26 protein-coding genes are annotated in these 26,697 nt (G+C 59.4%); 8 read left to right on the top strand and 18 right to left on the bottom strand.

Features of this window, described 5'->3' with window-relative positions; all coding sequences use genetic code 11:
• From RPF88_RS24675 to RPF88_RS24655, 5 genes are all read right to left on the bottom strand, one after another.
• The gene (locus RPF88_RS24675; RefSeq protein ID WP_082826712.1) at nucleotides 1–1,050 is read right to left on the bottom strand and encodes a hypothetical protein; all 1,050 of its coding nucleotides are present in this window, start codon (nucleotides 1,048–1,050) and stop codon (nucleotides 1–3) included.
• Entirely contained in the window at nucleotides 1,047–2,363 is a 1,317-nt protein-coding gene (locus RPF88_RS24670; protein WP_063169428.1) for a hypothetical protein, read from the bottom strand. The genes RPF88_RS24675 and RPF88_RS24670 overlap by 4 nt, the downstream gene beginning before the upstream one ends.
• Nucleotides 2,363–3,181 (bottom strand): hypothetical protein, encoded by an 819-nt coding sequence (locus tag RPF88_RS24665; protein ID WP_063169429.1) that lies wholly within the window; start codon nucleotides 3,179–3,181, stop codon nucleotides 2,363–2,365. Before RPF88_RS24665 ends, RPF88_RS24670 begins: the two co-directional genes overlap by 1 nt.
• Nucleotides 3,174–4,613: a hypothetical protein gene (locus RPF88_RS24660; protein WP_063169430.1), complete on the bottom strand. Its 1,440-nt coding sequence runs from the start codon at nucleotides 4,611–4,613 to the stop codon at nucleotides 3,174–3,176. The genes RPF88_RS24665 and RPF88_RS24660 overlap by 8 nt, the downstream gene beginning before the upstream one ends.
• A 197-nt stretch (nucleotides 4,614–4,810) precedes the next feature.
• Complete coding sequence (locus RPF88_RS24655; protein ID WP_126066778.1) at nucleotides 4,811–5,251, bottom strand: hypothetical protein; 441 nt, start codon at nucleotides 5,249–5,251, stop codon at nucleotides 4,811–4,813.
• Nucleotides 5,252–5,380: 129 nt separating this feature from the next.
• Here RPF88_RS24655 and RPF88_RS33425 point away from each other — a divergent pair, with 129 nt between their 5' ends.
• Genes RPF88_RS33425 through RPF88_RS24645 form a run of 3 tightly spaced genes read left to right on the top strand, consistent with a single transcriptional unit; the run spans nucleotide 5,381 to nucleotide 6,120 of the window.
• Nucleotides 5,381–5,515: a YHYH domain-containing protein gene (locus RPF88_RS33425; protein WP_199489651.1), complete on the top strand. Its 135-nt coding sequence runs from the start codon at nucleotides 5,381–5,383 to the stop codon at nucleotides 5,513–5,515.
• A 28-nt stretch (nucleotides 5,516–5,543) separates the two neighbouring features.
• Nucleotides 5,544–5,783, top strand: a complete 240-nt coding sequence (locus tag RPF88_RS24650) for a hypothetical protein (protein ID WP_082826591.1) — start codon at nucleotides 5,544–5,546, stop codon at nucleotides 5,781–5,783.
• Between the two features lie 52 nt (nucleotides 5,784–5,835).
• On the top strand, nucleotides 5,836–6,120 hold the full coding sequence (locus RPF88_RS24645) for a DUF6804 family protein (protein ID WP_063169433.1): 285 nt from the start codon (nucleotides 5,836–5,838) through the stop codon (nucleotides 6,118–6,120).
• A 203-nt stretch (nucleotides 6,121–6,323) separates the two neighbouring features.
• Here RPF88_RS24645 and RPF88_RS24640 read toward each other — a convergent pair whose 3' ends face one another.
• The 9 genes from RPF88_RS24640 to RPF88_RS24600 form a co-directional block, all read right to left on the bottom strand.
• On the bottom strand, nucleotides 6,324–7,277 hold the full coding sequence (locus RPF88_RS24640; RefSeq protein ID WP_063169434.1) for an IS481 family transposase: 954 nt from the start codon (nucleotides 7,275–7,277) through the stop codon (nucleotides 6,324–6,326).
• A gap of 995 nt (nucleotides 7,278–8,272) precedes the next feature.
• Nucleotides 8,273–8,935: an SMC-Scp complex subunit ScpB gene (gene scpB / locus RPF88_RS24635; protein WP_063169436.1), complete on the bottom strand. Its 663-nt coding sequence runs from the start codon at nucleotides 8,933–8,935 to the stop codon at nucleotides 8,273–8,275.
• Between the two features lie 2 nt (nucleotides 8,936–8,937).
• Nucleotides 8,938–9,894: a DUF1403 family protein gene (locus RPF88_RS24630; RefSeq protein ID WP_063169437.1), complete on the bottom strand. Its 957-nt coding sequence runs from the start codon at nucleotides 9,892–9,894 to the stop codon at nucleotides 8,938–8,940.
• A gap of 989 nt (nucleotides 9,895–10,883) precedes the next feature.
• Entirely contained in the window at nucleotides 10,884–11,486 is a 603-nt protein-coding gene (locus RPF88_RS24625; protein ID WP_013529061.1) for a DUF3011 domain-containing protein, read from the bottom strand.
• Between the two features lie 72 nt (nucleotides 11,487–11,558).
• The gene (locus RPF88_RS24620) at nucleotides 11,559–11,993 is read right to left on the bottom strand and encodes a hypothetical protein (RefSeq protein ID WP_337123387.1); all 435 of its coding nucleotides are present in this window, start codon (nucleotides 11,991–11,993) and stop codon (nucleotides 11,559–11,561) included.
• A 412-nt stretch (nucleotides 11,994–12,405) separates the two neighbouring features.
• Nucleotides 12,406–13,140, bottom strand: coding sequence for a L,D-transpeptidase (locus tag RPF88_RS24615; RefSeq protein ID WP_082826592.1), 735 nt, complete (start codon nucleotides 13,138–13,140; stop codon nucleotides 12,406–12,408).
• Nucleotides 13,121–13,897 carry a DUF6065 family protein gene (locus RPF88_RS24610; protein ID WP_245465065.1) on the bottom strand — a complete coding sequence of 259 codons (777 nt, stop codon included), beginning with the start codon at nucleotides 13,895–13,897 and terminating at the stop codon, nucleotides 13,121–13,123. Before RPF88_RS24610 ends, RPF88_RS24615 begins: the two co-directional genes overlap by 20 nt.
• 109 nt (nucleotides 13,898–14,006) lie before the next feature.
• Nucleotides 14,007–15,611 (bottom strand): hypothetical protein, encoded by a 1,605-nt coding sequence (locus RPF88_RS24605; protein ID WP_337123386.1) that lies wholly within the window; start codon nucleotides 15,609–15,611, stop codon nucleotides 14,007–14,009.
• A gap of 223 nt (nucleotides 15,612–15,834) precedes the next feature.
• Nucleotides 15,835–16,548, bottom strand: coding sequence for a response regulator transcription factor (locus RPF88_RS24600; protein ID WP_127365763.1), 714 nt, complete (start codon nucleotides 16,546–16,548; stop codon nucleotides 15,835–15,837).
• Nucleotides 16,549–16,559: 11 nt separating this feature from the next.
• On the opposite strand from RPF88_RS24600, the gene RPF88_RS24595 reads away from it, so the two are divergent.
• The 3 genes from RPF88_RS24595 (at nucleotide 16,560) to RPF88_RS24585 (ending at nucleotide 19,264) form a co-directional block, all read left to right on the top strand.
• Entirely contained in the window at nucleotides 16,560–17,342 is a 783-nt protein-coding gene (locus RPF88_RS24595) for a 7TM-DISM domain-containing protein (protein WP_337123385.1), read from the top strand.
• 12 nt (nucleotides 17,343–17,354) lie between these two features.
• Nucleotides 17,355–18,641: a sensor histidine kinase gene (locus RPF88_RS24590; protein ID WP_245478583.1), complete on the top strand. Its 1,287-nt coding sequence runs from the start codon at nucleotides 17,355–17,357 to the stop codon at nucleotides 18,639–18,641.
• 341 nt (nucleotides 18,642–18,982) lie between these two features.
• The gene (locus RPF88_RS24585) at nucleotides 18,983–19,264 is read left to right on the top strand and encodes a hypothetical protein (protein ID WP_337123384.1); all 282 of its coding nucleotides are present in this window, start codon (nucleotides 18,983–18,985) and stop codon (nucleotides 19,262–19,264) included.
• Between the two features lie 93 nt (nucleotides 19,265–19,357).
• On the opposite strand, the gene RPF88_RS24580 is transcribed toward RPF88_RS24585, so the two are convergent.
• The gene (locus tag RPF88_RS24580) at nucleotides 19,358–19,957 is read right to left on the bottom strand and encodes an NADPH-dependent F420 reductase (protein ID WP_013529054.1); all 600 of its coding nucleotides are present in this window, start codon (nucleotides 19,955–19,957) and stop codon (nucleotides 19,358–19,360) included.
• 74 nt (nucleotides 19,958–20,031) lie between these two features.
• On the bottom strand, nucleotides 20,032–20,766 hold the full coding sequence (locus tag RPF88_RS24575) for an SDR family NAD(P)-dependent oxidoreductase (protein ID WP_024504244.1): 735 nt from the start codon (nucleotides 20,764–20,766) through the stop codon (nucleotides 20,032–20,034).
• A gap of 277 nt (nucleotides 20,767–21,043) precedes the next feature.
• Between RPF88_RS24575 and RPF88_RS24570 the strand changes: the two genes are divergently transcribed.
• Nucleotides 21,044–21,940 (top strand): LysR family transcriptional regulator, encoded by an 897-nt coding sequence (locus RPF88_RS24570; protein WP_337123383.1) that lies wholly within the window; start codon nucleotides 21,044–21,046, stop codon nucleotides 21,938–21,940.
• Between the two features lie 276 nt (nucleotides 21,941–22,216).
• Here the strand turns inward: RPF88_RS24570 and recQ are convergent, their stop codons facing one another.
• On the bottom strand, nucleotides 22,217–24,058 hold the full coding sequence (gene recQ / locus RPF88_RS24565; RefSeq protein WP_337123381.1) for a DNA helicase RecQ: 1,842 nt from the start codon (nucleotides 24,056–24,058) through the stop codon (nucleotides 22,217–22,219).
• A complete protein-coding gene (locus tag RPF88_RS24560) occupies nucleotides 24,058–24,720 on the bottom strand; it encodes a sulfotransferase family protein (RefSeq protein WP_245267641.1) in 663 nt (220 codons plus the stop codon). The genes recQ and RPF88_RS24560 overlap by 1 nt, the downstream gene beginning before the upstream one ends.
• A gap of 448 nt (nucleotides 24,721–25,168) precedes the next feature.
• Between RPF88_RS24560 and RPF88_RS24555 the strand changes: the two genes are divergently transcribed.
• On the top strand, nucleotides 25,169–26,590 hold the full coding sequence (locus RPF88_RS24555) for a coniferyl aldehyde dehydrogenase (protein WP_337123380.1): 1,422 nt from the start codon (nucleotides 25,169–25,171) through the stop codon (nucleotides 26,588–26,590).
• Nucleotides 26,591–26,697 lie beyond the last annotated feature (107 nt).

The raw sequence follows: 26,697 nt of genomic DNA, 5'->3' as shown, positions 1-26,697 counted from the left end.
TCACAACTTTGGTACCGGAACCAGTCCAATATCTGTCTCTCGCGAACGTTGCCTGACCCTGATCTCAATTCGCCTCCTCGCCTTGACGTCGCCGGCCTGTGCGCCGTCGGTGAGCCGGTCGCCAGGCAATATCAACTGGCCGCCGGACATTGGCAGGATGGTGAAGCCTTTCAGTTCCGGCATATCGCGCAGGATGCCTGTGACGGAGATCGCTCGCGCTAATCCAAGCCCGGCATTGTCGGCAGGATGGAGTGTGCCAATGTCCATCTTGCGCGCCAGTACGGGCTGAAGGCCTCTGTCCATATTCGATGAGTCACCGGACATCGCCTGCTCGTCCGTGTGGCCAATCACCTCAATGACGTCCACACCATAGGAAGTTGCAATTCCAGCAATGGTCTTCGACATCTGCCGCAACTTCGTTTTGAAGCCACCGGAAAGCTCCGCACTTCCAGTATCGAAATTATAGCCATCGAGCTCGCTAAGACTGATGATCGGTGGCCAATCGTGTGGCTTGTCAGCAGAGGCCTCGTTCCTTGCCTTCTTCAGTGCGTCAGCAAGATCCTTGGACGTCTTGCCCGTGCCAACGTAGCCGAGCTCGCGCAGAACCTTCATCTTCTCGATCATGGCTTTGGCCTGATCAACGTCGACGTCGTTGTCAGAGAGGACTTTGGCGGCCGGCGCGCTTTTCACCGCTTCCTCAAGGGTCAGTCCCACTTTTTTGATTGCCTCTGCGGCCTCTTTGGCCCGGACCAATTCACGCCATTCTTGATCTGGTACATTGCGTCGACTTGCAGGCTTGACCATGGCATTCAGCTGAGCCAGCAACCGCTTGTTTTCCTCGTCAAGCTTGCGAGCGTTCTCATTGAGGGACTGCGCAATCTTCTGCGCTGCCGCAGCCTCTTTCTTTGTCTTGGCGATGAGCGCGCCTGCAGCAAGCAAAAGGCAGAAAACGAGAAGCAGCATCGTCTCAGCCATCGTCAGGCCGAGTATCAGGCCGCGGCCATAGCCCTTGCGCTCAAACGTAATGGCTGTTCCGCTAACCTCACTCACCTGCCCCACCAACTTGCTCTCTTTGGCGGTTCACCCTTCTCCACCTCCGCCGGACTGCTTAACGATCGGAAGGTGTCGCCCTCCGTGTCATCCGAAACCTTGATTGGCGTCTCCACAGGGGAGGCAACAGTGGAAGGTGCCGCCACTCGCTCGACATCGTTCGCTATCGCATTGCTCAGAGGCTGGGGAGTGCGCACGGCCGGGAGGCTATGTTGTGTAAGGGTTGCGACGAGGCCGCGTGTTTCATTGCTGTGTTTCTGCATCACAGCCATGAACTCCTCAGTCAAACGCTGCTGCGCTTGGACAGTTTCTGCGGTCTTTTCTGCGGCCGCTGCCGCTCTCTCCACTCCAGTCGCCACCTTGATCACTGCGTCGGCAAGACCGGTCATCCGCGTTTGCTGCTCTTGCGAGGCTGTTTCGGTTTTTATCGCATATTGTGCGACAGCATTACCCAGGAGCTTGACCATCGGCGCCAGATCGTTCTTCAGCACCTCATCAGGAACAACCACCTTTTCCAGCTTGGCAGCCATATTGTCGGCTTGATTACCGAGCTTTCCAACAGAGTTGGACATCGAGCTGTTGGCTTTATCCAGCAAATCCGCTGCAGCTCCAACGCGGTTCGCTATCGAAGCAAACTGGGTTTCGACTTGCCCGAAATTGTGCTGCAACGCGTCACTGAGCTTGGCAGACGCCTCTTGGACAGGCTTGATCGATTCCATGGCAATATTGTCCAGGGCAGATCGAATGTGCTCCCCATTGCGTGCCGCTTGCTCGGCAATCTCTGCAAAGCCCTCTTCGAGCATTTGATGGCTGACACGACGAAAGTCGGCGAACTCCCTGGTTACGCTTTCCATCTCGGCTCTTACACGCCGTGTCATGTCGGCAAGTTCGTGCCTCGCCGTTCGCTCAATGTCCGCGGGATCGCGCCGCATCTGATTGTAGAAAACCCTCAGAGCAATACCGGTGATCGTCGACGTGATCGCGATGCCAAAATTTTGGACGATCGTGTCGGTTGAGCCTTCCGTTCCAAACTGAAACAGCGAGACCCCAAGGCTCGTCAGGGTGAACAGGAAGCCCATATAGTAGAGGTTATCGCCGGTCTGCTCGTCGTGCAGTTGTAGCTTTCCAGCAAAGATCGAAACCCCGAGATAGAAAAACATCAGGCAGGCCGGTGCTACCGCCGCGACGATCGGATTTACGCCTGAGAGTTTTGCAATGGCGATGAATACACACCCGCCGAGTGTCAATGCCGCGAAAACCACGACCGGCAGACGTGGATGATCCAGCAAAGGTTTGTCGTGCGCTCTCGCCATCAGTTTAACCCATCCAAGCCAACCAGCTTTTCGAACTCGCCGTGATGGTTCTGGACCCAATGTGTCCAGAACTCCGCGTGATCCAGGGTCTGAAATGGCTTCTTTGCCCGATCGATATAAAGAATTGTGATGCCCACCCCATCCAGCGACGTCCCATATGTGCGGTCGGCGGCGCTGTTGAGGTATTTTTGGTAATCCAGTCCCGATCGGTACTGCGAGTAAATCGTCGTATGCTCGATCATGTCAGAGGCGACCACCAATCGCTTGGGACTGCCCTGTTTGGCCAAGCTGCTATCGAAGAGCGACAGCTTGATTTTCTGAATTCCAGCCATGATCGGAGATTGGCTCGCGGAAGCCGCATTCGGGATTTCATCGGGAAGTTTGTTCAAAGGATCGCCGAAGGCGTTTTCCCACTTCTTTTGACGCCGCGCAGGATTGTTGGTCCAACTATCGACGGTCGACCCATCACCGGGATTGCATCCATCGAACATCACCGTCAGCTCACCAGGCGCCGAGCTCAGGGTATAAATCCTCACATACCCACCCGGCTCGACCTGCCCAATGGTCTTTCGGAACTCGTTCTTGAGATCAGCCATCGTCGTTGCCGAAATTGGATCAGTGGCGTCGATGAGGACGGCGGTCAGGCTGGAGGGTCCGTCCAATGGGCAATTCGTGTTGGCGTCGATATGGCCATTGCCAGACCTGGTCCACATCCAGCCGAAGCCGGCCAACATCGCAACGGATAGCACACCAAGGGCAATGGCCGCGGCAATGGTACCCGCATTGCCTTTCTTGCGTCTGCGGGTTCGCCTAGACATTCACGCTGTCCGGGTGAAGCTTATCAAGATCTCGGTACTGCTCAATTCCCCGTTCGCATTCCTGACCAATCAGACGAACCTGCTCGTTGAGTTCCTCCTGCGCCTGGCGAATTGATGCGCCAACATCTCCCTCATTCCACTCCCGCTCGCCGGTGACGTATGGCTTGATGCGATCAAGTTTGTAGGGCGTTCCGAAATGCTTGGGCGCCGGCTCGGTCCTCGCCTGGATGTTGGCTTCCCGATACATCGACAAAAGCTGATTGCAGGCTCGCTCCAATTGGTCTTGATGCTGCGCAAAAAGAGCCAGAAGCCTCGATCGATGATCGACAATCGCGCGGTGCTCGCGCCGGCGACTACCAAGCTGCTTGACGATTTCCTCCACTTTTTCGTTGTGGTCGTCGCGGACATCCTGCAGCTCTTCGATCAGTTCCTTCTTTCGATCGATGTAGTCATCGCGCCGTCGAACGAGCCGATTTTCAACGCCAGTGTAGCCTGGGTAAGGGTCGAGCACGAACCAGCCGTCGATAAAAGCGAAAAGCGAAAACATCAGGCCGATCGCAAACAGCAACCAGGACTTGATGTCCGTGAGACCCGCTGGATTGGCGAGCATATTACGGATGACCTCAGCGCCGGCGCCGTCAGCGAGCGAGCCGCTGACCTCACGGTAGTGCGCTAGCGCCAAGTTTATCGAAATCGCCAAGCCGATATAGAAAAGGATTGAAATGATCCCAACGAATTTTACGAAAAACGACCGATGGGTGACGAGACGAGCGCAGAAAACCGCCAGGAGCAAAGCCGCCCCGATGTTGATGAAAGAGAATGCCGCAGCCTCAAGGATGCCACCAAAAAATCCCTGCTCATTGCCCTTGGCCAGGAAGTTGCCGTTCATCGCTGTCTCGACCAGAAACAGAAATAGCAGAAGCGATAGCCGGAAAATGTGAGCGGCACCGTGCTGCACACGCGCGGCACGAACGAGACCGTGCTTCTCCTTAAACCATGCATGCTCTTTTTCGGCGTCGTTCAGGGCCCTTCTCAGGCCGTGAAGTTCATCGAGGCCCACGGCGACCGAGGCTTTGAAGTCCGAAACGCTAGCGGCATTCGTCTGACGGATTAGACCGAATTGTTCCTCGAAATCGAGGCCGGCAAGACGACCTCCAAGGAGTTGCAGGTTGTCCTCAAGAGTGTGATGCGCAGCCTTCTTCTCATCCTCAACGCGTTCCACGATGGCATGTTCGACATCGTCGAGATTCTTTGCCGTTTTCGGGGGTTGGTTCACCTCGCCGCGCTGCTTTCCGCGGTTAATGACATCCAGGTCGCCGTCGATCTTGGCAGGGTCCAGGCTGTTGAATAGCTGAGTGCTCGCCCGAAAATCGTGGTTGGATTCTCGCAGTGAGTCACGCAACTTATTTAGTTTTTCGAATTTAGAGCCCACGCACTCACAACCCCAACTTTACGCCCCCCGGCAGAGTGGTTTCTATGCATAGTAGAGCTAAAGGGCAACCGCACATTCACTTCTATCCACTTGCTAGTGCGGATCAGGCTCAATTGAGTTCCAACAAATGATCATGGCTGCTGATCAACTGGTTGATCGGCCGCGACTAGTCATGTCATGAGCCGTGCTGCGATGCTCTAAGGACAGAGTGCTACGAGCGGGTTCGCGACTGGGAAATTATCCACAGTCGTATACGTGTACTGGATCTCACCGCCCAGGCGAACGAAGGCAGATAGTTCCTCCGCACGACAGACATAGTTTTTGGTCATTTCATCGATCTTCTGGACATAGACCGGCCGCGAGACGCCAGCAGCCAACAATTTGGCGTCTACTTCCGCATCGGTCTGAGCCCAGGTGGCGTTGAAAACGATCCTTGGCCCGATTGCGATGATGCTCCGAACGGAGATGTTCGAACTGATCAGCATGGGCAATGCTGGAGCCATTTCGGTTTGCATTTTTTTTGCGTAGGCGCAGACGTCGGTCTTGGTGTACTTCGAGAGGCATTCATTTGCCGTCGCCACCCTTGGCCATGTCAGCAGGATCGCCAACGGGACGTGCATCAATCGCAATCCATCCAAAGTATTCTCCTCGCCCGATCTTGGCCTGCACAGAGGAGCATCTATCCTATTTGTGTTCACAGTGCCACGAGCAGCTTGTGCCCGACCGGCAATAGTGCTCTGTCTGAAATACTTTGGGAGGGCAATAAAATGAAAACAACATTTCTCGCGGCTATGGCCGCTGCAATAATCGCTTGCGCGACCGGCGCGTTTGCACACAGTGGCGGCACTGATGCCAACGGTTGCCATACCAACCATAAGACCGGCGCGTATCACTGTCACTGAAGGTCACGCCTTTCTGAGGGACACAAACATGCTGAAGAACATCATGTCAGCTCCGCTGGGCCTCCTCTTCATGCTGGGCGGGCCGATCACCTACGTGATGAATGTCGTCGACACATGGCAGGGCCATGCATCAGTGGTCGTAAAAATCCTGATTAACTTGAGCCTGGATGCGATGTTGGCGTTCATTTGGCCGATCACTTGGGCAATCTGGCTTTTCAAATATATGGCGGGCGCCGAAACTCCACTAACAACCGTGCTGGGCGTTTGAGGATCAAGTTTGCTGAAAATAATGCTTTTCGACGCCGGCCGGAACGGTCCGGTTGGTCTGCATCTGTGTAGCTATTGCCTCGCTGCTGGCGGTAGCGCCATGGCCGTACGGCTATTACCAATTCCTCCGCGTGGTGGTCTTTTTCGCCGGGATCTACTGCGGAGCCATGGTGTGGCGATCAGGCCCTGAAAATCGCACCCTGGCTTGGGCGCTGTTTGGAGCGGCAGCGATCTTCAACCCGTTCATGCCGGTTCATTTGCCGCGCGAGCTGTGGGCAATCTTCAACGTCGCAGCGGCTACTCTGTTCGGCTTTGTCGCATACCGGCACCGGAATTAAGCCGATAATCTGAGATGGCCAAGAGTGGACCTGAGACGCCGAAGGTCAAGGCGCGCCCGAGGGTCACCGTGTCACAGCCGTTGGCGCTTTATGCGGGAGATCTCCTCGAGCGGACGAAGGAGTACTTCGAGGCTTTCAACCATCTAGGCTCGGAGTCGGAAAAGGCGCATCTTTTTGCCCGTTATTTTCTATTTTCGCATGCCCTAGATGTGGAGCTTCAACAGGTTGTCCTCGATCAGGGCGAGGCGACTGATAGGCGTTTTTGACTTTAGGCTGCCATGTGGACGATGCCAATTGTATCTGTGCAGCCAGACAGGCAGTTCGGCGGCACGATGATCGGATGTCGGATAGGCAATGGCGTAGGCCCATTCGCGCAGTGCTGTCTGGATGAAGCGCTCGGCCTTGCCATTGGTCTTGGGCGTATAGGGTCTTGTCGTGACGTGCTTGAGGCCGAGATCGCGGCAGGCCTTGGCGAAGGCCTTTGATCTGTAGCAGGAGCCGTTGTCGGTCATGACGCGGGCTATCGTGACGCCGAGGCTGGCGTAATAGGCGACCGCGGCCTTGAGGAAGGCGATGGCGCACTCCTTTTTCTCGTCGGGCAGGATTTGCGAGAAGGCGATGCGGGACGCGTCGTCGATGCAGACATGGACGAACTCCCAGCCGGCGCCGCGCGACTTGCCCTTTTGCGGATCGCCGGTGATACGATGGCCGACTTGGCTGAAGCGGCCGAGCTTCTTGATGTCGATATGGATCATCTCGCCGGGATGCTCCCGCTCGTAGCGCCGGACCGGTTCGGCCGGCTCGATATCCCTGAGCCGCGACAGCCCGGCACGCTTGAGAACCCGGCTGACGGTGGCGGGCGAGACGCCGACCTCATGGGCGATGTGCTTGCCGGTCAGCCGCTGGCGACGCAAGGCTGCGATGCGCTCGGCCACGGACTGTTCGGTCAGGCTCGGCATGACGGTGGGCCGCGACGAGCGGTCGACCATGCCGGCCCGCCCTTTGGTCTTATAGCGCTCGACCCAGCGCGCCACGATCTTGGCCGACACGCCATAGACGCGCGCCGCATGGGCTTTGGAAAAAGCGCCTTCTATCACCGATAACGCCATCTCCTCTCGACGCAGCGGTGTGAGACGGGCATTCTTGTGGATGTTCATTCGGACCCTCCGATGGATGCTGAAGCGTGGTAACTCCAGTCTCCTCGGTCCGGTCCGAATGGACAACCTCTCGAAAGCTCACACCTAGAACTCCTCTTGAAAGCGTATCTAGCTTCAAAGGGCGTGTCGAAACGCGGTCTCCGGCTCGGCTTCGGTCACAAGATCGAGGACATTTACGAAGCCGCAGTGGCCCTAGGAATGCCGCCGATTGGGAACGTGAAGATGATTGCCAACAACCTTGACCTGATGAATTCTCAGCAAGATTTTAGGTACCCGTCGGGGTACAAGCTGAATGTCCCGCCGCCGAGCTTCTGCCGAGAAACGTATAACGCTCTCCACACAGCGATCGAGCCGAGGATCCCCACCGAGGTACTGAAAGCCAACCTCAAATTTCATTGGGATTTTCGGGGGAAGACTGTCATTTGGAAGGACGAATAGCCCGAGGATGATCTTCCCCATCTACGTTGGCGTTCTTATGGCGCTGCTGTCAGCATCCGCCATTGGCGGTGGCGGCAAGGCGATCTTGTTGGGATGGCCGCCTCGCTGACAATGGCCGGGATGGGCACTCGCCGGCTGGCTAGGTTCTTAGCAGGCCATAGCCGGCTGTCTGGTGGAGATCGTCTTTCAGGGCTTTGATCGTCTGTGAAAGGTCGCGAACCTTGTCCATCAGCGTCTGAATGGTCGCCCCGATGGGCTGGATCTTAACGCCTCAATCGTCGCGAGAAGCTCAAGGTAGACGTGGTTCAATTGAACTTTCTCCCTTCGAGAGCTCTCAATGGTGATCGACATGTGCGACCAGGCTCGATCAATTGCCTGTTCGCTTATCCTTCATCGACAAGCGGACGCGTGCCGCCACCTCCCTTCCGTCACGCGAAGGACCCAGCCGGCGAGACCAGACGGCGTGCGTGGCGCAATCTTCTATGTGACGAGCGGCGAGATCGCGTGTGTCCCGCCGTGATGGGATCATCTATTCGTCGAGCGCGGCGCTGGCGCCATCATCGTCGATATCTGCAAACCCTGGGATGATCCAGCAGCTTCTCCTTCGACAGCAGCCCGGCGTCCTCGAGCGCCTCGAAATCCGGCAGCTGGCGCAGCGTGTCGAGCCCGAACTGCGACAGAAAAGTTTTGGTCGTCACATAGGTGTAGGGCGCGCCCGGCTGCGGGCTGCGCGGCCCCGAGGCGACCAGCTGCTCAGCGCGCAGCACGCCGATCAGGTCACGTGACACCTCCTTGCCGAAAAAGCTCGACAGCTCGCCACGGGTGATCGGCTGGAAATAGGCAATGCACATCAAGACAAGCGCCTCCGCCTGCGACAGTTCTTTTGCTCCCTCGCCCGCTGCCGTGCCGAAGGCTGCGTGAATGGCGTCGCCAAAAACCTTTTTGGTCCGGTGCTGCCAGCCGCCGGCGACCGCGACCAGCTCGTAAGGGCGGCCGGCGAGTTCGGCGCGAATGTCGTCGATGATCAGCTCGATATTGCAGTTTTTTCCCACCACCCGCGCGAGGACACTACGTGTCACCGGTTCATTTGCCGCAAAGATCACCGCTTCGACGCGGGCCATCCATTCGCACCAGCGCAGCTCCGGCGGCAGATGTTCCAGTTCGGTGTCGAGCAGCGCCGGCTGATCGTTTGGCTTGCGGCGGGCGGACGCTTCGCTCATCGCTACAGCCCGAACAGCCGGAATGTGGGGCGGCCGGAGAGCTCGCGCACGACCTCCAGTTGCTGCAGCCGTTCGAACAGCCGTCGCGATGCAAAGCGCGACAGATTGTCCGTCGTCAGCGATCCGGACACGGCGTCTTCACTGAGCAGCAGAAAGATTACGTCGCCGGCGCCTTTGGCGCGCAGTTTCGGCGCCACCGCCAGGAGTTTTTCGGCCCGGCGCGACAGCTCGGCGGCCAACCGACAAGCGTCCGCGGCGGCCGCGACGAGCGCGATGCAAACCGCCCGCTCAAAATTCTTGTCCCCGGGCCGGATGCGCCGGCCACCGCCGGCCTCGGTGCGGAAAGATGGTCCAAAACCCTGCGCCATTAGGAGCGGCAGGGGCTGCGGCCAGCCCAGGCGTTGCGCCAGTACCAGGTCGGCGAGCCACCAGCCAAAGACTTCGGCATCGGGACGCATGGCGACGACCTCAGCGGCGATCGCCGCGGCGTCGAATGGCGCCGACCGCTGGGATACCCCGAGTTTTTCGATCTGCGTGCAAAGGTCGGCGAGCGCGGCGCCGTCCCAATGGAGGCCAAGCTGGTCGAGTATCTTCCCGAGCCGGCCGGGCGTAGCGGCGGGCGGCTGCCTGGCCAACTGCCGCCAGGCGCCAAAGACGGCGCCTGCGGGACCGGGGTCAGCACGTAGGGGACGCAAATGCCAGGCATCGCGCAAGGCGGCCGCATCCTCGGCGCGGCCGGCGAGCCGCATGCTGGAGGCGGCGCAGCGAACCGCCAGCCGCTGCCGCCAAGCGCCGGCCCAGGCTGCCTGCGCGCGGGCGAGCGTGTCGAGGGCACCCAGGGCGGCGCCGGCCCGGAAGGCGGCGTCGCCGTCACTCGGCGCGCCGGCGCTTGTGATCGCCCACGCGGGAACGGAGGGCGGCGCAGAGGAGCTGGCGGTCGCGGGATCGAGGCGAATCATAATTTGGAGAGTAAAGTGCCGGTGCGCTTTTCGCCATGATTTTCGTGCCAAAACGCACAGCCTGTCGGATCAGCACAACGACTGATAGTGTTGCATTATCAATCTCTTCACGAGTTCGTCCCTGCTAAGCCATTTGGCCAACAAGTAAGTCTCGACAGGGCACCTTTTTGCGCAGCCGGACGAAACTCCGTTCGGAAATGTGCCGGCTCGCGGCGTAGGAGCCTGCTCAGGTTCAGATGTCATGAAGGCATCTAACGCCCGATCTGCCGCGCAACTTCGGTCCCATATTCATTGCCGACGGGGTATCTGAGGGCGACGTTTTTTGCGGGTTTTTCCTGGTCGGCTTTGGAGGTGATGCTGGCGCCGATTGTCACAGGCTACTTCACTATCTGTTCCTTGACCGATGAGATCTTTTGCGCTGCGGCGCTCCCGTCTTTGCTGTGGGTCACCTTCTGACCCAAGCCCCAACGTACACACGCGGGAGTGTCCTACAAGCCATCGGTTTCGACAGATCGGATGGATTGGGCAGGCGAGCCCAAAAGCTGCGAGCTTAGAGCGGTTATAAATCGTAGTTGTAGCTGTGTAACAAACTGTGTAACAAAAAGCGCGAAAAGACTAGTATTTTCAGTATCATAGAGGTGAAAGGGAATCCCTCCCTCTCCGCCATCGATTTCCCATAACGGCCTGATTCGCAACGATTTTTCCGAATATCGGCTCTCTTTGGTGCATTTCGTGGTACAAAGAGGCTTCCGCACAAGCCCCTATGGGCCGACATCATAAGAACCTCGATCTTATCGTCTCAGCGCCGCCACGATGCAGGAGGAGATAGAGAACATGTTCGGCTGCCTCCACCGCTTCGAGGAGAAACCAAGAAGCAGGTGAACGAAGTCTGCCGTGGTGATGCCAGGATGAAGATCAAGATTGATGCTGCGGGAAAGATTTAAGAGCCCCGCTTTGACAATCGTGACCGGCTTCCTTCGTCCTTCAATTCACTCCGCGTCAGGATTGTCGACAAGGCAGCCTGCACCATGGCATCCTTGGTAGTTGCCATGCACATCAAAGTTTGGCTCTCCCTGCCTGTCAAATTGCGGTCGGGTATCGATTGCCTGGTCAGGATTGTCGACCTTGCATCCCATGCCATGACAACCATTGTAGCTGCTATCGGGGCGGTAGTTACTCGTCGTGTGCCGTCGATTGTGATGATCGTCCGCCATCCCCTCGATCAGAGCGCCGAGAATAGCTCCGCCAACCACCGCGCCGACGTCATGACCGCGATGGTCATACATGCGGGCATTGGGATCAAAGCTGTCGCCACGTCCATGGTGGTAGCCGCCGACATCGGCGAAAATTCCGGAGCAACCTTGCGCGACCCAAATATATTTGCTGCGTGGATTGTAGCCCCAGGTCCGGTTCAAAATACAAGGACTTCCAGAAGTCTGATGAATGAGTTGCGGCTTGCTCAGCGGGCCCGCCCAGCATTCGCCATACTGATAGTGCCTCGATTGGCATTCGACGGTCGATTGTGCGCGGGCATCAGAGATCATCCACGATGAGCCGAGCGCGAGCAAAGCAATGAACATGTAACGTAGCATGTGAACCCCTCCGGAGTGGTCAACGACCGGTTGCGTCGGTATCATCGAAAATGGAATTTCTTCCGCCAGGTGTCAGTCGTTGATCGCGGTGATCTTGATGGTGTTGCCATCTCCGACGCCGGAGAACCAGACCTCGCCATCACCGATTGAGACGCCTTGCCAATTGGCGAACAGCGTCGGGTAGGTCTGCTTGAGGACGGTCTGTTTGACCTTGGCGGTAACGATCTTGTCGTAATCCGTCACGAAATGCGCGGCGTCGTTTATCTTGATCGCCTTGCCGCCGATCCTGGCGCGGAAGGGATAATCGATCATCGACGCGACGGCCTGCTTGTCGCCGGCACTGACAGCCTTCTGCAGCTTGTCGAAGAACTGCTGATAGGTTGTGTGACTGCCGAACAGCGCGTCAAGGGTCTGGTTTGTTTCAGCGGCGGTCTGCGCTGCCGCTGGACCCGCAACGGCGGTACTCAATAGCGCGGCGGAAACCAGCATGAATAGAGAGCGCCTCATCATAGGTCCTTTCACTCGGTCCGTTCAATTGCCAATCCATCAGCCTGGATTTGTCCTTCGGACATTCGCGCCCTGACTGATGCCGACGGCGAACGGGAAGACGAATGGCATGCCGTCACTGACGAGAACTGACATATAGACGCGTCCATTGAATTTTTTTATTTCAATACACGCAAAAGGTGTAAAAAAGAATACCTAAACGTCGATTATGACGGACAGAGATGACGGTTAAGGTATCCAAAACCTTATTCGCGAGTGATATCGATACGAGCAGCGACGCCTATGTCTTAAATTCTCCCTCTATGACGCAATATGGATAGAAGCAGAAATCTGCCGTCACCTGTGCCACCGGCGTGGGTATTGTCCAACGGCATCCGACAGCAAGCGTTGGCCTGTGCCTGTTCAATTCGCGTCACTTCACGATGACCTTTGCTCCCTTCGGCACCAGACTGTAGAGTTCGATCACATCCTCGTTGAGCATGCGAATGCACCCTGAGGACGCTTCAGTTCCTATGGTCCAGGGCTCTGAGGTGCCGTGGATACGATAAAGCGTATCCACGCCGTTCTTGTACAGATAGAGAGCTCGCGCGCCGAGCGGATTGTGCGTGCCGGGCCTGATCATGCGCGGCAGGTCGGGCGACTGGTTACGCATGTCGTCAGTCGGATGCCATGCGGGCCACTCCGCCTTACGCCCTACGCTGGCAATGCCCGACCAACTGTAACCGCTAGCCCCGACGGCGACACCATAGCGCCGCGCCATCCCATTGAGGCGGTATAGATAGAGGAACCTCTGCCGTGTATCGATCAACACCGTACCGGCAGGCAAGCGTTCCGGGGGCGTCACATCGACAGGCAGAAAGCGTTGGTCAAACTTGCTGCGATCGACGATGAAGACCTCATGCGGCTCCCTCGCGTAAGCGGCTTTCACGCGAACTAACTCTGTAGCCGTATTCGGGCTACCTTTTCCATCCGCCAGGCAACCGACAAGGAGCGCCGCCAGCGCCAATACAAAGCCCGACCGCACGAACTGGCGGATGCATTCCGGTCTTTCGTCTCTGCTCGAAACCGACCCGTTAATCGAACGGCCAAATGCTAGCGATCCAACTGGAGGAATGCGCACAGGCCGCTTACTCTTGGCTAGCTTCATCTACTGGCGAACCTTTTTCCTGGGCCCGCAACTGGTCGATGTGGATCGGCCGCTTTAGAGTTCGCTTTACTCGGTGAGTGTCATCCGCGACCGATTTCCCCGTCGGCGAAACACCCTGCAGATAGTGCTTCTGCCACTTCATCTCCTTGGTAAGCTCGTCGTTCATCTGCAGGCCGGCCGAAAACCGTCGACGTTCGCTATTCCAAACCTTATGTTCTTTATGGAACTCAGGATCGTCCTCCATCGGACGAATGACCGGCTGCACCTGCTCGATAGCGACACTTGGCATCATGGTGATGAAACAGAATGGCTCGCCCTTGGCAAAAGTGACAGACCCAGGGCGGGTGAAGCGCCAATTCATGGTGAAACTGAACGGCAGCCAGTTGGTTTCCACCAAGCCGTCCAGCGGCGCGATTCCGTCCTTCATCCGGTTGGGAGAGCCGCGAGCCCACACCATCCAGCCCGGCTCGGTGCGAAACACGTAACCCGGATGAAAGGTTACTATGCCGTGCCCGAAGGTCGAGCTGATGAATCGGTGCGTGACGTTCGGTTCGTTTACATGGAAGGCGATGTCTTTTGTAGTGTTGTATCCGTTCCAAGTAACAGTCACATTTATGGGGTTCAACAATTCCCATCCGCTGGCATTGGCGATTGAAAGCGGCGTGCAGCGGTAGGCGAAATGCTGGTCGGTCGCATCCATCCAGTCTCGCGTCCCCTCCGCGGCGACAAGCTCAGGCGGGTTCGGAGCCTGGATCATGCAGTCAAGACGAGGGCCGGTCATACTCTCCGCTATCCTCAAACGATTCGATTCTAAGTTGCTGATCACGTCGCCAACCGTAGCGGCATGACCAGGATAGAAGGAGGCACTATGGGCCTGCCGGTCCGGTAGGTCCCTCCGGTCCCACCGGCCCCACCGGTCCGGCAGGTCCCTCCGGTCCCGCAGGTCCGGCAGGTCCGGCAGGTCCGCTAGGTCCCTCCGCACCGGGCGCGCCGGGAGGTCCAGACGCGCCGGTATCGCCGGGCGCTCCAGGTGTCCCGTCCGATCCGGGCAGTCCGACAGGCCCAGCAGGTCCGCCAGGTCCCTCCGCGCCGGGCGCGCCGGGAGGTCCAGACGCGCCGGTATCGCCGGGCGCTCCAGGTGTCCCGTCCGATCCGGGCAGTCCGACAGGCCCAGCAGGTCCGCCAGGTCCCTCCGCGCCGGGCGCGCCGGGAGGTCCAGACGCGCCGGGCACTCCAGGCGTACCAGCCTCGCCGGGTGCGCCAGGCGCCCCCGGCTGTCCCCAAACATTGGTGGAAGGCGTCGGCAAGTTGCCAACGTCTTTTACGATGTGCGATGGAAGGAAGTCGCCACGATCACGCTGAATCAAGGAACGACCTGGCTTGTCGGCATAATAATCGTTCTGACCATCCGTGACCGCGCACTCGAAATTCTGGTCCGGATCCTTGCAGAAGACTGTCTTCGGGGCGCTTCGATCGCCATTGGTGCCGAAGTGGAATCTCAAACCGGCCATCGCAGAAAAATCGCCGCTTGAGGAGACGTCGCTGTTCGTCAGATCGAAGCTGAAATCACTGTAGATAGAAGTCGCTATCCCGCTTCCGAACTCGGTCAGGTACTCGGCGCCGCCAACAAGTTGCGTTCTACCACCAAAGGCGTCGCGATGACGCAGGCCGCCATTAACCTTGAAGTTATCCGTAGGATAGTACCCGACCCTGCCTTCGGCGAACGGGCTGACGTCCTCTTCAAGTGAATTCCATTCTATACCGGCAAGTCCCTCAAGCGTGACCCGGCCCAGATAGTACTGGCCTTCAACGCCGAGCTTGCCTTCGACATAACCGTTTTCAAGAACTCCACCATCATCGTAACCACCTCCGCCGTGAAGGTAGCTTCCATACAGACCCAGCGCCCCAACTTTCGGATCACGGCGGAACAGATGCGCGGCGGCACCTGTGAAGTTACTGTTTGGCGTCACGCCACCAATCGCATCGACCTGGAAGCCGTATTTTTCACCGAGCGGGAGCGCCACGGAACCGTCGGTAAAGGCATACGGGTCGTGACCGTTGGTTCCCGCGCCGAATCCGACACGCACATTGGGCGCGGCAACGGCACGAGTGTCGGATTGCGGATTTGACAGGTACATGCGCCTCTCAACCGAGGATAGCGCAGCCATCTCGCGACTCTGGGCCACCGAACCCTTGAGGGTGGCCAGTTCTTCTTTAACCTGAGCAGTCTCGGCGTAGGCGGCCTCAAGTTTGCGCGCCATCTGCTTCTGATTTCGCTGCAGGTCCAAAATCATCTGATAGAGTTGTTCGTTGCTTGGCGCCCCGGCTAGCGCGGGGGTAATCGCGACATAGATGGATGCGAACGTTAGAATAGAACAACTGGCAAATAAAATTCTCTTATGCTGCCGCATCCCGCACCCCTTCTGCGCACCGCCGCCCTCGTTATCTACCTCGCCATGCGCACGATACATTCCTGTTCGATTATGCATAGAATGCGAGCCATCTAACGAATGCGGATTTATCCAACCCTTTCCTTGAAGTAATTAATCTCGCGATTATTCACAATCGCAGTAACTGTCATATCCTTACACTTACTGTCAGTCGCTTGAGGATGCTTCTCGAATCCCTTCCCTGTCATCTTCCAAATTGATGAGATCGGCAATCTTCTCTCTGGACAGGGTCGGCACGATCATTCTAATCGGGGAAGGCGAAGCCTGACCCGCGAATTGCGTGCAAGGGGAGAAGCATGTCGGATTTCTTGGCTCTTCGACGCAGCCGGCTCACGATGGTGTCCAGGTGGGCATAGTTGAAGTCATAGATGTCTGCGCCCATGGCTTCGACGAGCGCGCGGCGATCGACGGTCTTGCCACGCTCACTGAACAAGCGTTCCAAAAAGTGCCGTTCCGAGGTGGTCAAGCGAAGGCGATGGCCCATGCCGTCGGTAAGCACCCAGCCGCCTTCCTCCAGGGCCCATCGTGGGGCCGGAGACGACGAAGGGGCGCGGCGCCTGTTGAGACGTTCATTGACCGCCATCACCGTGGCAGCAAGCTCCCGAACATCAATGGGTTTGACGAGGTAAGCGTCAGCGCCCGCTTCAAGACCATTGAGCCGGTCGTCGATGGAACTCCGGGCCGTCGCCATGACGATCCCGACCGATTGTAAGGCCCGCAAATGGGTAGCTATGGAAAGGCCGTCTTCGCCCTCCAGGCCAATGTCGAGAATGACGATTTCAGCCGGCTTGGCGGCACAGGCTCGGTAGAGGGCGGCAGCATTGTGGAATCCATGTACGTTCAGGCCCAATCTGGATAGTCCGAAGACCATCTCCTCGCGGAAATCCCTGTCGTCATCGACAAGATAAACAAGGGGGGAGATCACGACATCGCCATGCTTGTAGCCTTCTCCGATCATCTACGGACCCCATGCAGCAATCTGATACCATTCGATTTCATTTATTCGCCGCATTGTCTATATTGTTTGTGTGTGTTGTGCCGCAAACGTTATGGGCGCTTCCGCTGAAACCGACGGACGGCCTCAAGGCTCCGGTTTCACTCAGCGGTCACCTCGCAATCTTTCATGATCCCACCGGCGCGCTCACGTTCAATGATATCGTTTCCAAGCGCTCCAACATCCAGTTCGAACCCATCCCTTCGATGCTCACGCAGGGCTATCAAAAGGGCGCAATCTGGGCCCGGTTCTCCCTGTCTGCCTCCACGGCTCCAAGGCAATGGCTGCTGCAGGTAGAACGGCCCTTGATCGAACACATCACGCTGTATGTCTCTGACGGGGCGGGAGGTTATTCGGTCTTGCCCCCTGACCGACTCAACCTAGGGGATGGAGCAGACGCCGACGCATATCCGGCCGTCTTCCCAATTTCCGTGCCGTCCACCCGAACCGATTATTACATCCGACTCCAATCGTCGACCTCGATCACGACTTCGCTGAACCTTTGGCAGAGTCAAGGCTATGAAGAGTATCGCCGATCCGACGATTGGGTCATGGGCATGGTGGTTGGCGCGATTTTCGTCATGATCTTCACCAATTTTCTGTATGCCGTATGGCTCCGGGATTCTTTATATCTTCTATACATCGCGGTTATCATAGAGTCTGGGCTAATAAGTCTCTTCCACATGGGATACGCATCCGAAATTCTGAGGTCTCTAGAGCCGAAAACCATACACCTCATTTGGGGTATTATCGTTTGATTATACAGTATAGTGCTGATATTATTTTTATCTAGACTGTTTGATTTTCACCGCCAATTGATCTGGGCGTGGCGCATCTCCCAGGGCGTTGTACTGCTCAATGGCATCGCCTTGGCTTTTGCGATTGTGGGACGCTACGGCGACGTCGGGTTTTTCGTATCGCGACTGCAGCAGCTGTCTCTCATCTTCATTTCGCTGCTGGTGCTCTATCTGCTCATTGTGCGGCGACGGTATCAATATCTGCTGTCGGCGATTGCATTTTTGAGCGTAATCTCTGTCATGCTGGTGATGCAGATGATGTATACTGGGGCCAACCCGTTCCAACTGGATGGCTCTTTGTCCAGATTCTTGGCCGGCGGGACCGTGATTCACCTGGCGTTGCTCAGCGCGGCCGTCGCGAAGAGAACGCGGCTTGCCGAGCGCAGCTTGAGCGAGGAAAAGGACCGCGTCATCGCAGTGTCGCGCTTGGCCGAGCAGGAGCTGACTATCAAGGTGCGCGAAAGGACCGCTGAGCTTGGGGAAAGAAACACCTCGCTCATGGTGGAAGTGGATCGACGTCACCTGCTTGAACTCAAGCTCAGGCAGGCTCTGGACACCGCCAACGATGCTCTGGCTCAGCAGCGGGACTTTGTGGCCTTGGTATCTCATGAGTTTCGCGGCCCGTTGGCCGTCATCTCTGCCGCCGCCGACAATCTGTCATCTTCTGCAGGTGAAAGCGCCGACAATATCAAGTTGCGCACCACAAGGATCCGCCAGACCGTCAAAAGGATGTCATCGCTGATTGAAAACGTCCTAGCCTTCGACCGGCTCAATGGCGGGCACGAAACTCTTCCCAGGATCAAGATGTTCGACCTGAATGAGGTTTTGCGCGCCGCCGAAGCGGGGTTGGATGATGCTGCGGCCGGACGTGTTAGCTTCACTCACGGCGATGAAGTGATTGTGAAAGGTGACCGCAACCTGCTGGAGATTGTGATACAAAATCTGATCCAGAACGCCCTGAAATACTCATCGGTGACCAGCTCTGTGACGATCCGGCTGTCGACTGAGCAGGGCGTGGCGTTTGTACACGTGGCGGATCAGGGCTCTGGCGTAGCGCCCGACGACCACGAGTTCATATTCATGAGGTACTATCGCGCCGCGGGCCAACTGGTAAACGGCTCCGGTTTAGGGCTCTACATTTCACGCGAGATCGCCCGGCAGCATGGCGGCGGTCTCATACTGGCCGCCAGCGACGTCAACGGGTCGACATTCCGCCTCTCACTGCCCGTCGAGCGGAACTGGCCTGCCCCTGAAAAGTGATCCCCCTGACATATGGCCTTTGGGCCGAACCAGGACTGAAGAAAATGGCCGGAAAGAGACACAGTTGCGGCCGCTCATTGTCTACCGTTAACCTCCGGCAAATCTTGCGGATCTGGTAGAGAGGCGGCGATAGAGCCGCTCGAGCCGGGACACTCTGGCCTTCGCGGAGGCCGTAAAGCTTCGGCGATGGGCAGGCCCATTCGGCATCTCCGCACATCGCTTCTGTCCGCAAGCGCAGCCATGCCGCCGTGAATTTACCAGCCGGTTTAGCCCAAATGGGGAAGAGGCCCGGCCCACGATCTCGTAACGGTTGGTTCGCCGAACCCAGTTAGGAGACCACGATGCGCAAAGCCTCTCTCGCCATCGCAGCTTTCTTCAGTCTTTCCACTGTTGCATCGGCATGCGTGTCGATGGACGGCAACGTCGTCGTAAACAACTGCAATTGTCGCGTCATGGGAAATTACAAAGGCTCGGATGGCAGTTGGGGTGGCTTCGGCCCCATCCGCGCGAGCGGCCGTGAGGCAACTCCCAAAAGATGCGATGCCGGCTGGGACATCAGCTTTTGCAACTACGATTCCTGGGTGGCAGGCACATGTCGGCCGAAGGATCCCAGGCAGATGTAAGCTTTCAAGCATGTCACTTCGCGCGCTTGGCTCGTTGCCGACGATGTGGCCGGCATCGAACGCCTGCCACTCTGTCGGCGCACGATAAATCCGTTACTGCTCCTTCTTGAACAGGTCCTGGAAGATCAGCTGGCCCCAAGTGCGGCCGCGTGCGTGCACCAGCGTGCCGCCCTCGTTGAGCTTCCCCAGCTTGACCGGTGCGAACCCGAGTTGTCTGGCCAAGGCCGCCACGGGAGCGATCGCGTCCTCGTCGTCGCTCGACAGAAAGACGACCCGGTGCCCGCCCTCGACGATCGGATCGGCAGCCAAGGTGGCCGCAATCAGGTGATTGAAGCCTTTGACGAGCTTGGCGCCGGTGAACGCCTTCGCGACGAAGGCGGAGGACGGCAGACCGTCCAGCTCTTCGGGGACTGGAAACACGTTCGTCGCGTCGATGATCGTCTTGCCTTCCCAGCTTGGCAGCGCCTTCGCGACATCCGGGTGCGATTCAAAGCGGACAGCCAAAAAGATGATGTCCGCCTTGACGGCGTCCGCCAGTGTTTTCGGGATGATCGTGGGTCCGATCGCGGCCGCGTCGGATGCAAAGCTTTCCGGGTCGCGCGTGGTTGCCACGGACACTTCGAGGCCCTTGCGGGCAAATGCCTTGGCAAGAGCCTGGCCGATCTTGCCGAAGCCGATAATTGCGTAGCTCATGTATACTCTCCTTCAGTTTACCAGGCCCTGCGGGCTCGGGATATCGAATGGAATGAACGGCGGGGCGTAGCGGGTCAGATTTGCGCCAAGCCCCCGTCGACGGCGACCTCGCTGGCAGTCATGAAGCTGCTGTCGGGCGACGCGAGAAACGCAGCCGCCGCCCCGATCTCCGCTGGATCGGCCATACGCTGAAGCGGATTCATCGAGGCGAAGACCTTCAAGCCCTCCTCGCCTATCGCTGCCTTCGCGAGTTCGGTCGCCGTCGGCCCGGGCGACAGCACGTTTACCCGGATGCCGGTGCCTTTCAAGTCTTCCGCCCAGGTCCGCGCGAGGTTGCGCACGGCCGCCTTGCTCGCGCTATAGACGCTGAATGCGGGCGCGCCCGTGGTGCCGGCGCTCGATCCGGTCAGGATAATCGAACCGCCCTCGCCCATCAGCGGCAGCGCCTTCTGGACCGTGAAGATCGTACCCTTCACATTGGTGTTGAAGGTCTCGTCAATGTGCTCGGCGGTGAGCTTGCCGAGCGGAAGCAGGCTTCCCACCCCGGCGTTGGCGAAGATGATGTCGAGGCTTCCGCGCTCGGCCTTCACCGCCGCGTAGAGCCGATCGAGGTCGGCCTCATCCGAGACCGAGCCCTTCACCGCGCGGGCATTGGGCCCGAGCTCGGCCACAGCGGCGTCTAGCGCTTCCTGCCGGCGGCCGAAGATGAAGACGAAGGCGCCCTCCTCGATGAAGCGCTTTGCAGCGGCGAGGCCGATGCCGGTGGCACCACCCGTTATAACCGCAACCTTACCATCCAGTTTTCCCATGACTTAATCCTTCCAGGCTCTGTCTTTGGTCGTTCGGGGACGCCCCGAGAACCTCTAGATGGGCCCGCCGGGGTCGCGCGGTGAGTGCGGAAGCGCGCACATCGGTGGTGCAGAATCGATCCGCTTTCAGGATTGACGCCAGCCCGCGACGATCCGTGTCCGCCGTTCGGAATAGCGTCGCCCTTGTCGACACAAGCCACGATATCCCGCCCCTACTGCTGTAGGATGTGTTAGATACGGGCTTTGGAAGGCGCACCGCGCGGTGCCGGATTGCACCATGATCGACTGGGATGACGTTCGCTACTTTCTAGCCGTCGCACGCGGAGGCTCGGTGCGGGCTGCCGGCGCGCAGCTCGGGGTGAATCACTCGACCGTGCTGCGACGCATCGCACAGCTTGAGGAACGCCTCGGGGCGCAAATGTTCGAAAAGCTGCCTTCGGGCTACCGCCTGACCGCTGCGGGCGAGGAGGTCCTCGAGCTCGCGAACCAGATGGAAGCGTCGTCGCACCAGCTGGAGACGCGCGTCTTCGGGCGCGACCAGAGCGTACGCGGGCTTCTGCGGGTGACGCTGGCACCGCCCCTCGCGACGCACCTGCTCATGCCGGACTTCGCCGATTTCGCGCACCTGCATCCAGACATCGAGATGGAAATCCTGTCGTCCGGCGAGCTGGCAAATCTGACCAACCGAGAGGCCGACGTGGCGATCCGCGTCGTCTACGACCGCAAAAACCTGCCGCTCAATCTTCACGGACTGAAGGGAGCGGAGGTGTTTGGCGGCGTCTACATGTCCCGCGACCGCCTGGCCGCGTGGCGTGCGGGCGCACCTGATCCCATCCGGTGGATCGTCATAAGCGTTCATGGAATTCCAGAGTGGGCCAGCGCGGGTGAGGTTGGCACCACGGGAGTTCCATTCAGGATCACGGACGCCGAGGCGCAGATCGTTGCCGTACGGCAAGGTCTCGGGATCACGACACTGCCGTGCTTCGTCGGAGATGCCGACCCCCTGCTGGTGAGGGTGCCGGGCACCGACCTGCACCTGTACGGAACGCTCTGGCTTCTCACACATGCGGAGACACGCAAGACGAAGCGCGTGCGGCTCTTCACTGAGTTCGTATCCCGCAGGCTCGCCGCCTACGCTCCGCTTCTCGCGGGACTGTCCACATCGCGCGACTGACGCCCGGCGGGTCGCCCGCGACGCTTGCAGTGGATAGGTGCCTGCAAGCGGACAGCGGCATCTATTGCGGTTGCAAATGCTCGGCCATGAAGTCGATGCACGCCTCAGTCTGGGCCTGATCTGTCGACCGGCCGGCCAGAAAACGTTGAACTAATCGGTCCCTGGGGGGCATGGGCGGTGGAGGAATGGGCGGCGGCGGCACAGGAGGTTTCGGAGCGGATGCCTTCTCCGAAGATCCCTCTGCTTCACGGCGCGTGACCAGTCGCTGATCTGACCTCAGGCTGCCTCACCCGACCGGTGCTCGGCAATCGCACTCAGAAAAACCTGGCCGAACTCCTTCAGCTTTGCCGCCCCAACCCCATTCACTTCAGCGAAGGCGTCGAGGTCGTGCGGGCGGCGCTCTGCCATGTCGATCAGCGTACGATCCGAGAACACCACATAGGCCGGCACCTGGCGCTCCTTGGCGAGCCGCAGGCGCAAGGATTTGAGCGCGGCCAGTAGCCCGGTGTCCACAGCCGACTGCCCGAGATCCTGCCCCGAGCGCATCTTGCCGCGCAAGGCGCGGCTGCGTACCTCGACACGATAATGGAACGGCACCTCGCCACGGCCAAGCGCATGACCCTTTTCGGCGATGGCGAGGCCGCCATGACCGGCCGGATCCGGCATCAGGAACCCGCCGGCGACGAGTTGCCGGATCAGCGATAGCCAGAAATCCTTCTTGTGCGCCAGACCACTGCCGAAACTCGTGAGCCTCTGGTGGTTCCTGGCAAGCACCTTCTCGGTTTCATGGCCGAGCAGGATGTCGATGACATGACCGGCACCGAAACGCTCACCGCTCTGGGCGATCGCCGTCAGGATGATCCGAGCCTCGGCTCCGCCATCGGCGCGCGGTGCCTGGTCGAGGCAGGTGTCGCAATTGCCGCAGGGCTGCGCTTCCTCGCCGAAATAGCCGAGCAGCACCTGGCGGCGGCACTGCGCCGTCTCGCAATAGCCTATCAGCGTGTCGAGCCGGCCATGCGAGCGCCTCTTGTGCTCGGGCGGCGCATCCTCGTCGTCGATGAACAACCTGCGCATGCGGATATCGCCCAGGCCGAACAGCATATGCGCCTCGGCGTCCCGCCCATCGCGGCCGGCGCGGCCTATCTCCTGGTAGTAGGCCTCCAGGCTGCCCGGCATGTCGGTGTGGAAGACATAGGCGACGTCAGGCTTGTCGATGCCCATGCCGAAGGCGATGGTCGCCACCATGACGACGCCGGACAAGGTCATGAAGCTGTTCTGGTTGGCGTCACGCGCCTCCTTGCTCATGCCGGCATGATAGGCGAGCGCGGTGACGCCGTTCTTCTCGAGGAAGGCCGCCATCTCCTCCGTCTTCTTGCGCGACAGGCAATAGACGATGCCGCTGCGGCCAAGATGGCGCTCGACGAAGCGCAGCAATTGCCGCTTGCTGTCCTGCTTGGCCTCGATGGCAAGCTTGATGTTCGGCCTGTCGAAGCCCAGCACCAGGGTCTCGACGCGCTCGGCAAACAGCCGGGATTCGATGTCGGTGCGCGTGCCTTCGTCCGCCGTTGCCGTCAGCGCGATGATCGGCACGCTGGGAAAGATGCCGCGCAGACGCGACAGGTCCTCGTATTCGCGCCGGAATGCCGGCCCCCATTGAGAAATGCAATGCGCCTCGTCGACGGCGATCAGGCTGATATCGAGCCTGGCCAGCGCCTCGAGCATGCGCTCGGTCATCAACCGCTCCGGCGCGAGATAGAGCAGGCGCGTCTGGCCCGAGGCGACGCGACGCCATGCGGCGATATTGGCATCGCGGTCGATCGAGGAATTGATCGTATCGGCGGCCACGCCGGCAAGCCGCAAGGCGGCGACCTGATCCTGCATCAGCGCCACCAGCGGCGAGACGACAATGGTGAGCCCGCCCAGGACAAGCGCCGGCACCTGGTAGCAAAGCGATTTGCCCGCACCAGTCGGCATCACAGCCAGCACATGACGCCCGGCCAGCAGCGCGTCCATGACATCGGCCTGCCCGGGGCGAAAATCATCGAAGCCGAACACGTCCTTGAGCACGCGCCGCTTGGGATCCAGCTCTTCTGTCGCGAGGGCCGCCGGTGCCTGCATCACCGCGCGTCCACGGTCGGCGTGCTTATTGGCATGTCATAGCCGAACTCGGCGCAGAAACGCTGGACGCGGGCGAGAAATGCCGGGGGCAGGCCGCCGAGATAGGTCCTGAATTCTTCATTCCGTTCCCATTTTCTCAACGAAGCCACCCGGATCGGATTGTCCGGGTCCTCGCTGAAACGAATGCGCGGTGTCAGTCCGAATGACTGCGCGATTCTGTCCTGCTGCGCATCGGGCGCGCCGATCATGTCTTCGTAGCGGACGAAAAGGATCTGCCGGTGCGGTTGTGCCTTCTTCAGCCGGATCAGCGCGTCGTATTCGGTCAGCCAGCGTTGCGGCGTGACGTGGAACCGACGCTGGTTGCGTGTTTGCGGATGCGAACTTGTCAGCGTGTCGAATGGATGGCGCACGCAATAGATCAAGCCGATGGAGGTCGGTAGCTTCGCCAGATGCGCAAAACCGCGCGCATCGCGCTTGACGACGAGGTTCGATTCCGGCCGGTCCAACATGTCCAGCATTGCGTATCGCGCTTCGGGCGGATGGACGAAAATGTCCTCGAAACACCTCATCAGCCGCTGTGTCAGCGTCGTCCCGCTGCGTGCGCAGCCCGAAATGAAAATTCTGTTGGCGGGCGTCGCGCGTGCATATCTGCGTCTTTGCATGCGCTGTCTCAGAGACAGCGGCACGAACCGCAGGAACTCCCGCATAACCCTTCGCGCAGCCGCTCCAAACGCAGCCTCAAGCCTGTGAGCGCCCTTCATCCGCAATTCCGCTGGGCCGCGCGGCGCGGAACGCGCCGCTTGGGGTCCATGGCCAAGATGCTCGTCGCCGATATCAGCATCAGGCGGACACCGGGCTGGAATTTCGTAGACTGGAGAGGATGTGGAAACCGGTCAAGACGACTCTCTGGCGTGACGCTTTGGAGTAGCGCAGCCGTCATCCAACCACAACGCCCCCTTTGCAGGAACCTGTCGTTGATGCGGCCATCGGCGCCTGCCAGCCGGATGCCGTGCACATCCGAAAGCGGCTTCCCCTAGGACACCTGCACCCCCGCTGGATTCCGCCACGCACCACGATGTAAGCTCCGTCCGGCAAGCCAGGGAGGGCGTGATGCTGCAGACCAGACAGAATGTTCTCGGCGAGCGGTTCCACCTGCAGCGCGCCGCCTTCGAGGCGCAGCCTTTCCCCAACTTTGACGTTCGCAAGGATCGCCTCAAACGCCTGCTCGCGCTGACCGAGCGGCATGAAGCCGACATCTGCACCGCCATCGACACCGACTTTGGCGGCCGTTCCGCGCATGAGACGCGTCTTGCGGAACTGTTCGTCGTACGTGCCGGCATCCGCCACGCGCTGTCGCACCTCAGGGGCTGGATGCGCGAACGCCGCGTTGCCACCACCATGCCGTTCCTGCCCGGCAGAAATCGCCTCATCCCGCAGCCGCTCGGTGTCATCGGCATCGTGTCGCCCTGGAATTATCCTTTCCAGCTCGCCGTCGCGCCGGTCATCGCGGCACTCGCGGCCGGCAATCGCGTGCTCATAAAACCTTCCGAATTGACGCCGGCTTTTTCGGCGTTGCTGGCCAAACTTGTTGCCGAGCATTTCGCAGCCGATGAGCTCAGCGTCATCAGCGGCGACGCGGAGATGGGAAAGGCCTTCGTATCGATGCCTTTCGATCATTTGCTGTTCACCGGCTCGACCGCGGTCGGACGCCAGGTCGCGATCGCCGCGGCCGCCAACCTGACCCCGGTCACGCTCGAACTCGGCGGCAAGTCGCCGGCAATCTTCGATCCGTCATGCGACCTCGACGCGGCAGTATCCAGCATTGCCTACGGCAAGCTGTTGAATGCCGGGCAGACCTGTATCGCGCCGGATTATCTTCTGGTGCCGAACGGGCAAGCAGGCACGGTCGCTGCCAGGCTCGCAACGGCGATCGCGAAGCTCTACCCGACCCTGCGCGACAACCCCGACTATACCGCCATCATCAGCGACCGGCACCACCGGCGCCTGCGCGACATGGTCACTGAAGCGCGTGACGCCGGCGCCGACGTCACCGAAATCAACCCGGCCGGCGAGGAACTTGACGCCAACAGCCGGAAGTTGCTGCCGACCCTGGTCCGCAATGCCGGCGCAAACCTGCGGCTGATGCGCGAAGAGATCTTTGGGCCGGTGCTGCCCATCGTAGAATACACCGGGATCGACGAGGCGATCGCCCATGTGAACGGGGCCGACCGCCCGCTGGCACTCTACTGGTTCGGCCGCGACAGCGGCAACCGTCAACGCATCCTGCGCGAGACAATTGCCGGCGGCGTCACCGTCAACGACTGCATGCTGCATCTGGTACAGGAAAACCAGCCCTTCGGCGGCGTCGGCGCCAGCGGCATGGGCGCCTATCACGGCGAATGGGGTTTTCGCACCTTCAGCAAGGAGAAACCGGTTTTCATGCAGTCGCGGCTGAGCGCGGGAAGCCTGCTGCGCCCGCCCTACGGCAAGACCTTCGAACGGCTTTTCAGCCTCCTGCGTCACATCACCTGACCGACCGAGCTACGCAGCCCCGGTGCATTAAGACTATCTTCACCACGGTGCGGCAGGGTCCTCATCCTGCGGTGATGTCTTGAGTACCGCGGCGCCACAAGCGCCCA

The sequence above is a fragment of the Mesorhizobium sp. ISC11 genome (assembly GCF_037162595.1).
Lineage (GTDB): Bacteria > Pseudomonadota > Alphaproteobacteria > Rhizobiales > Rhizobiaceae > Mesorhizobium > Mesorhizobium ciceri.
Note: the sequence above shows the minus strand (reverse complement) of the source record. Positions and strands in the feature narration are given on the sequence as shown.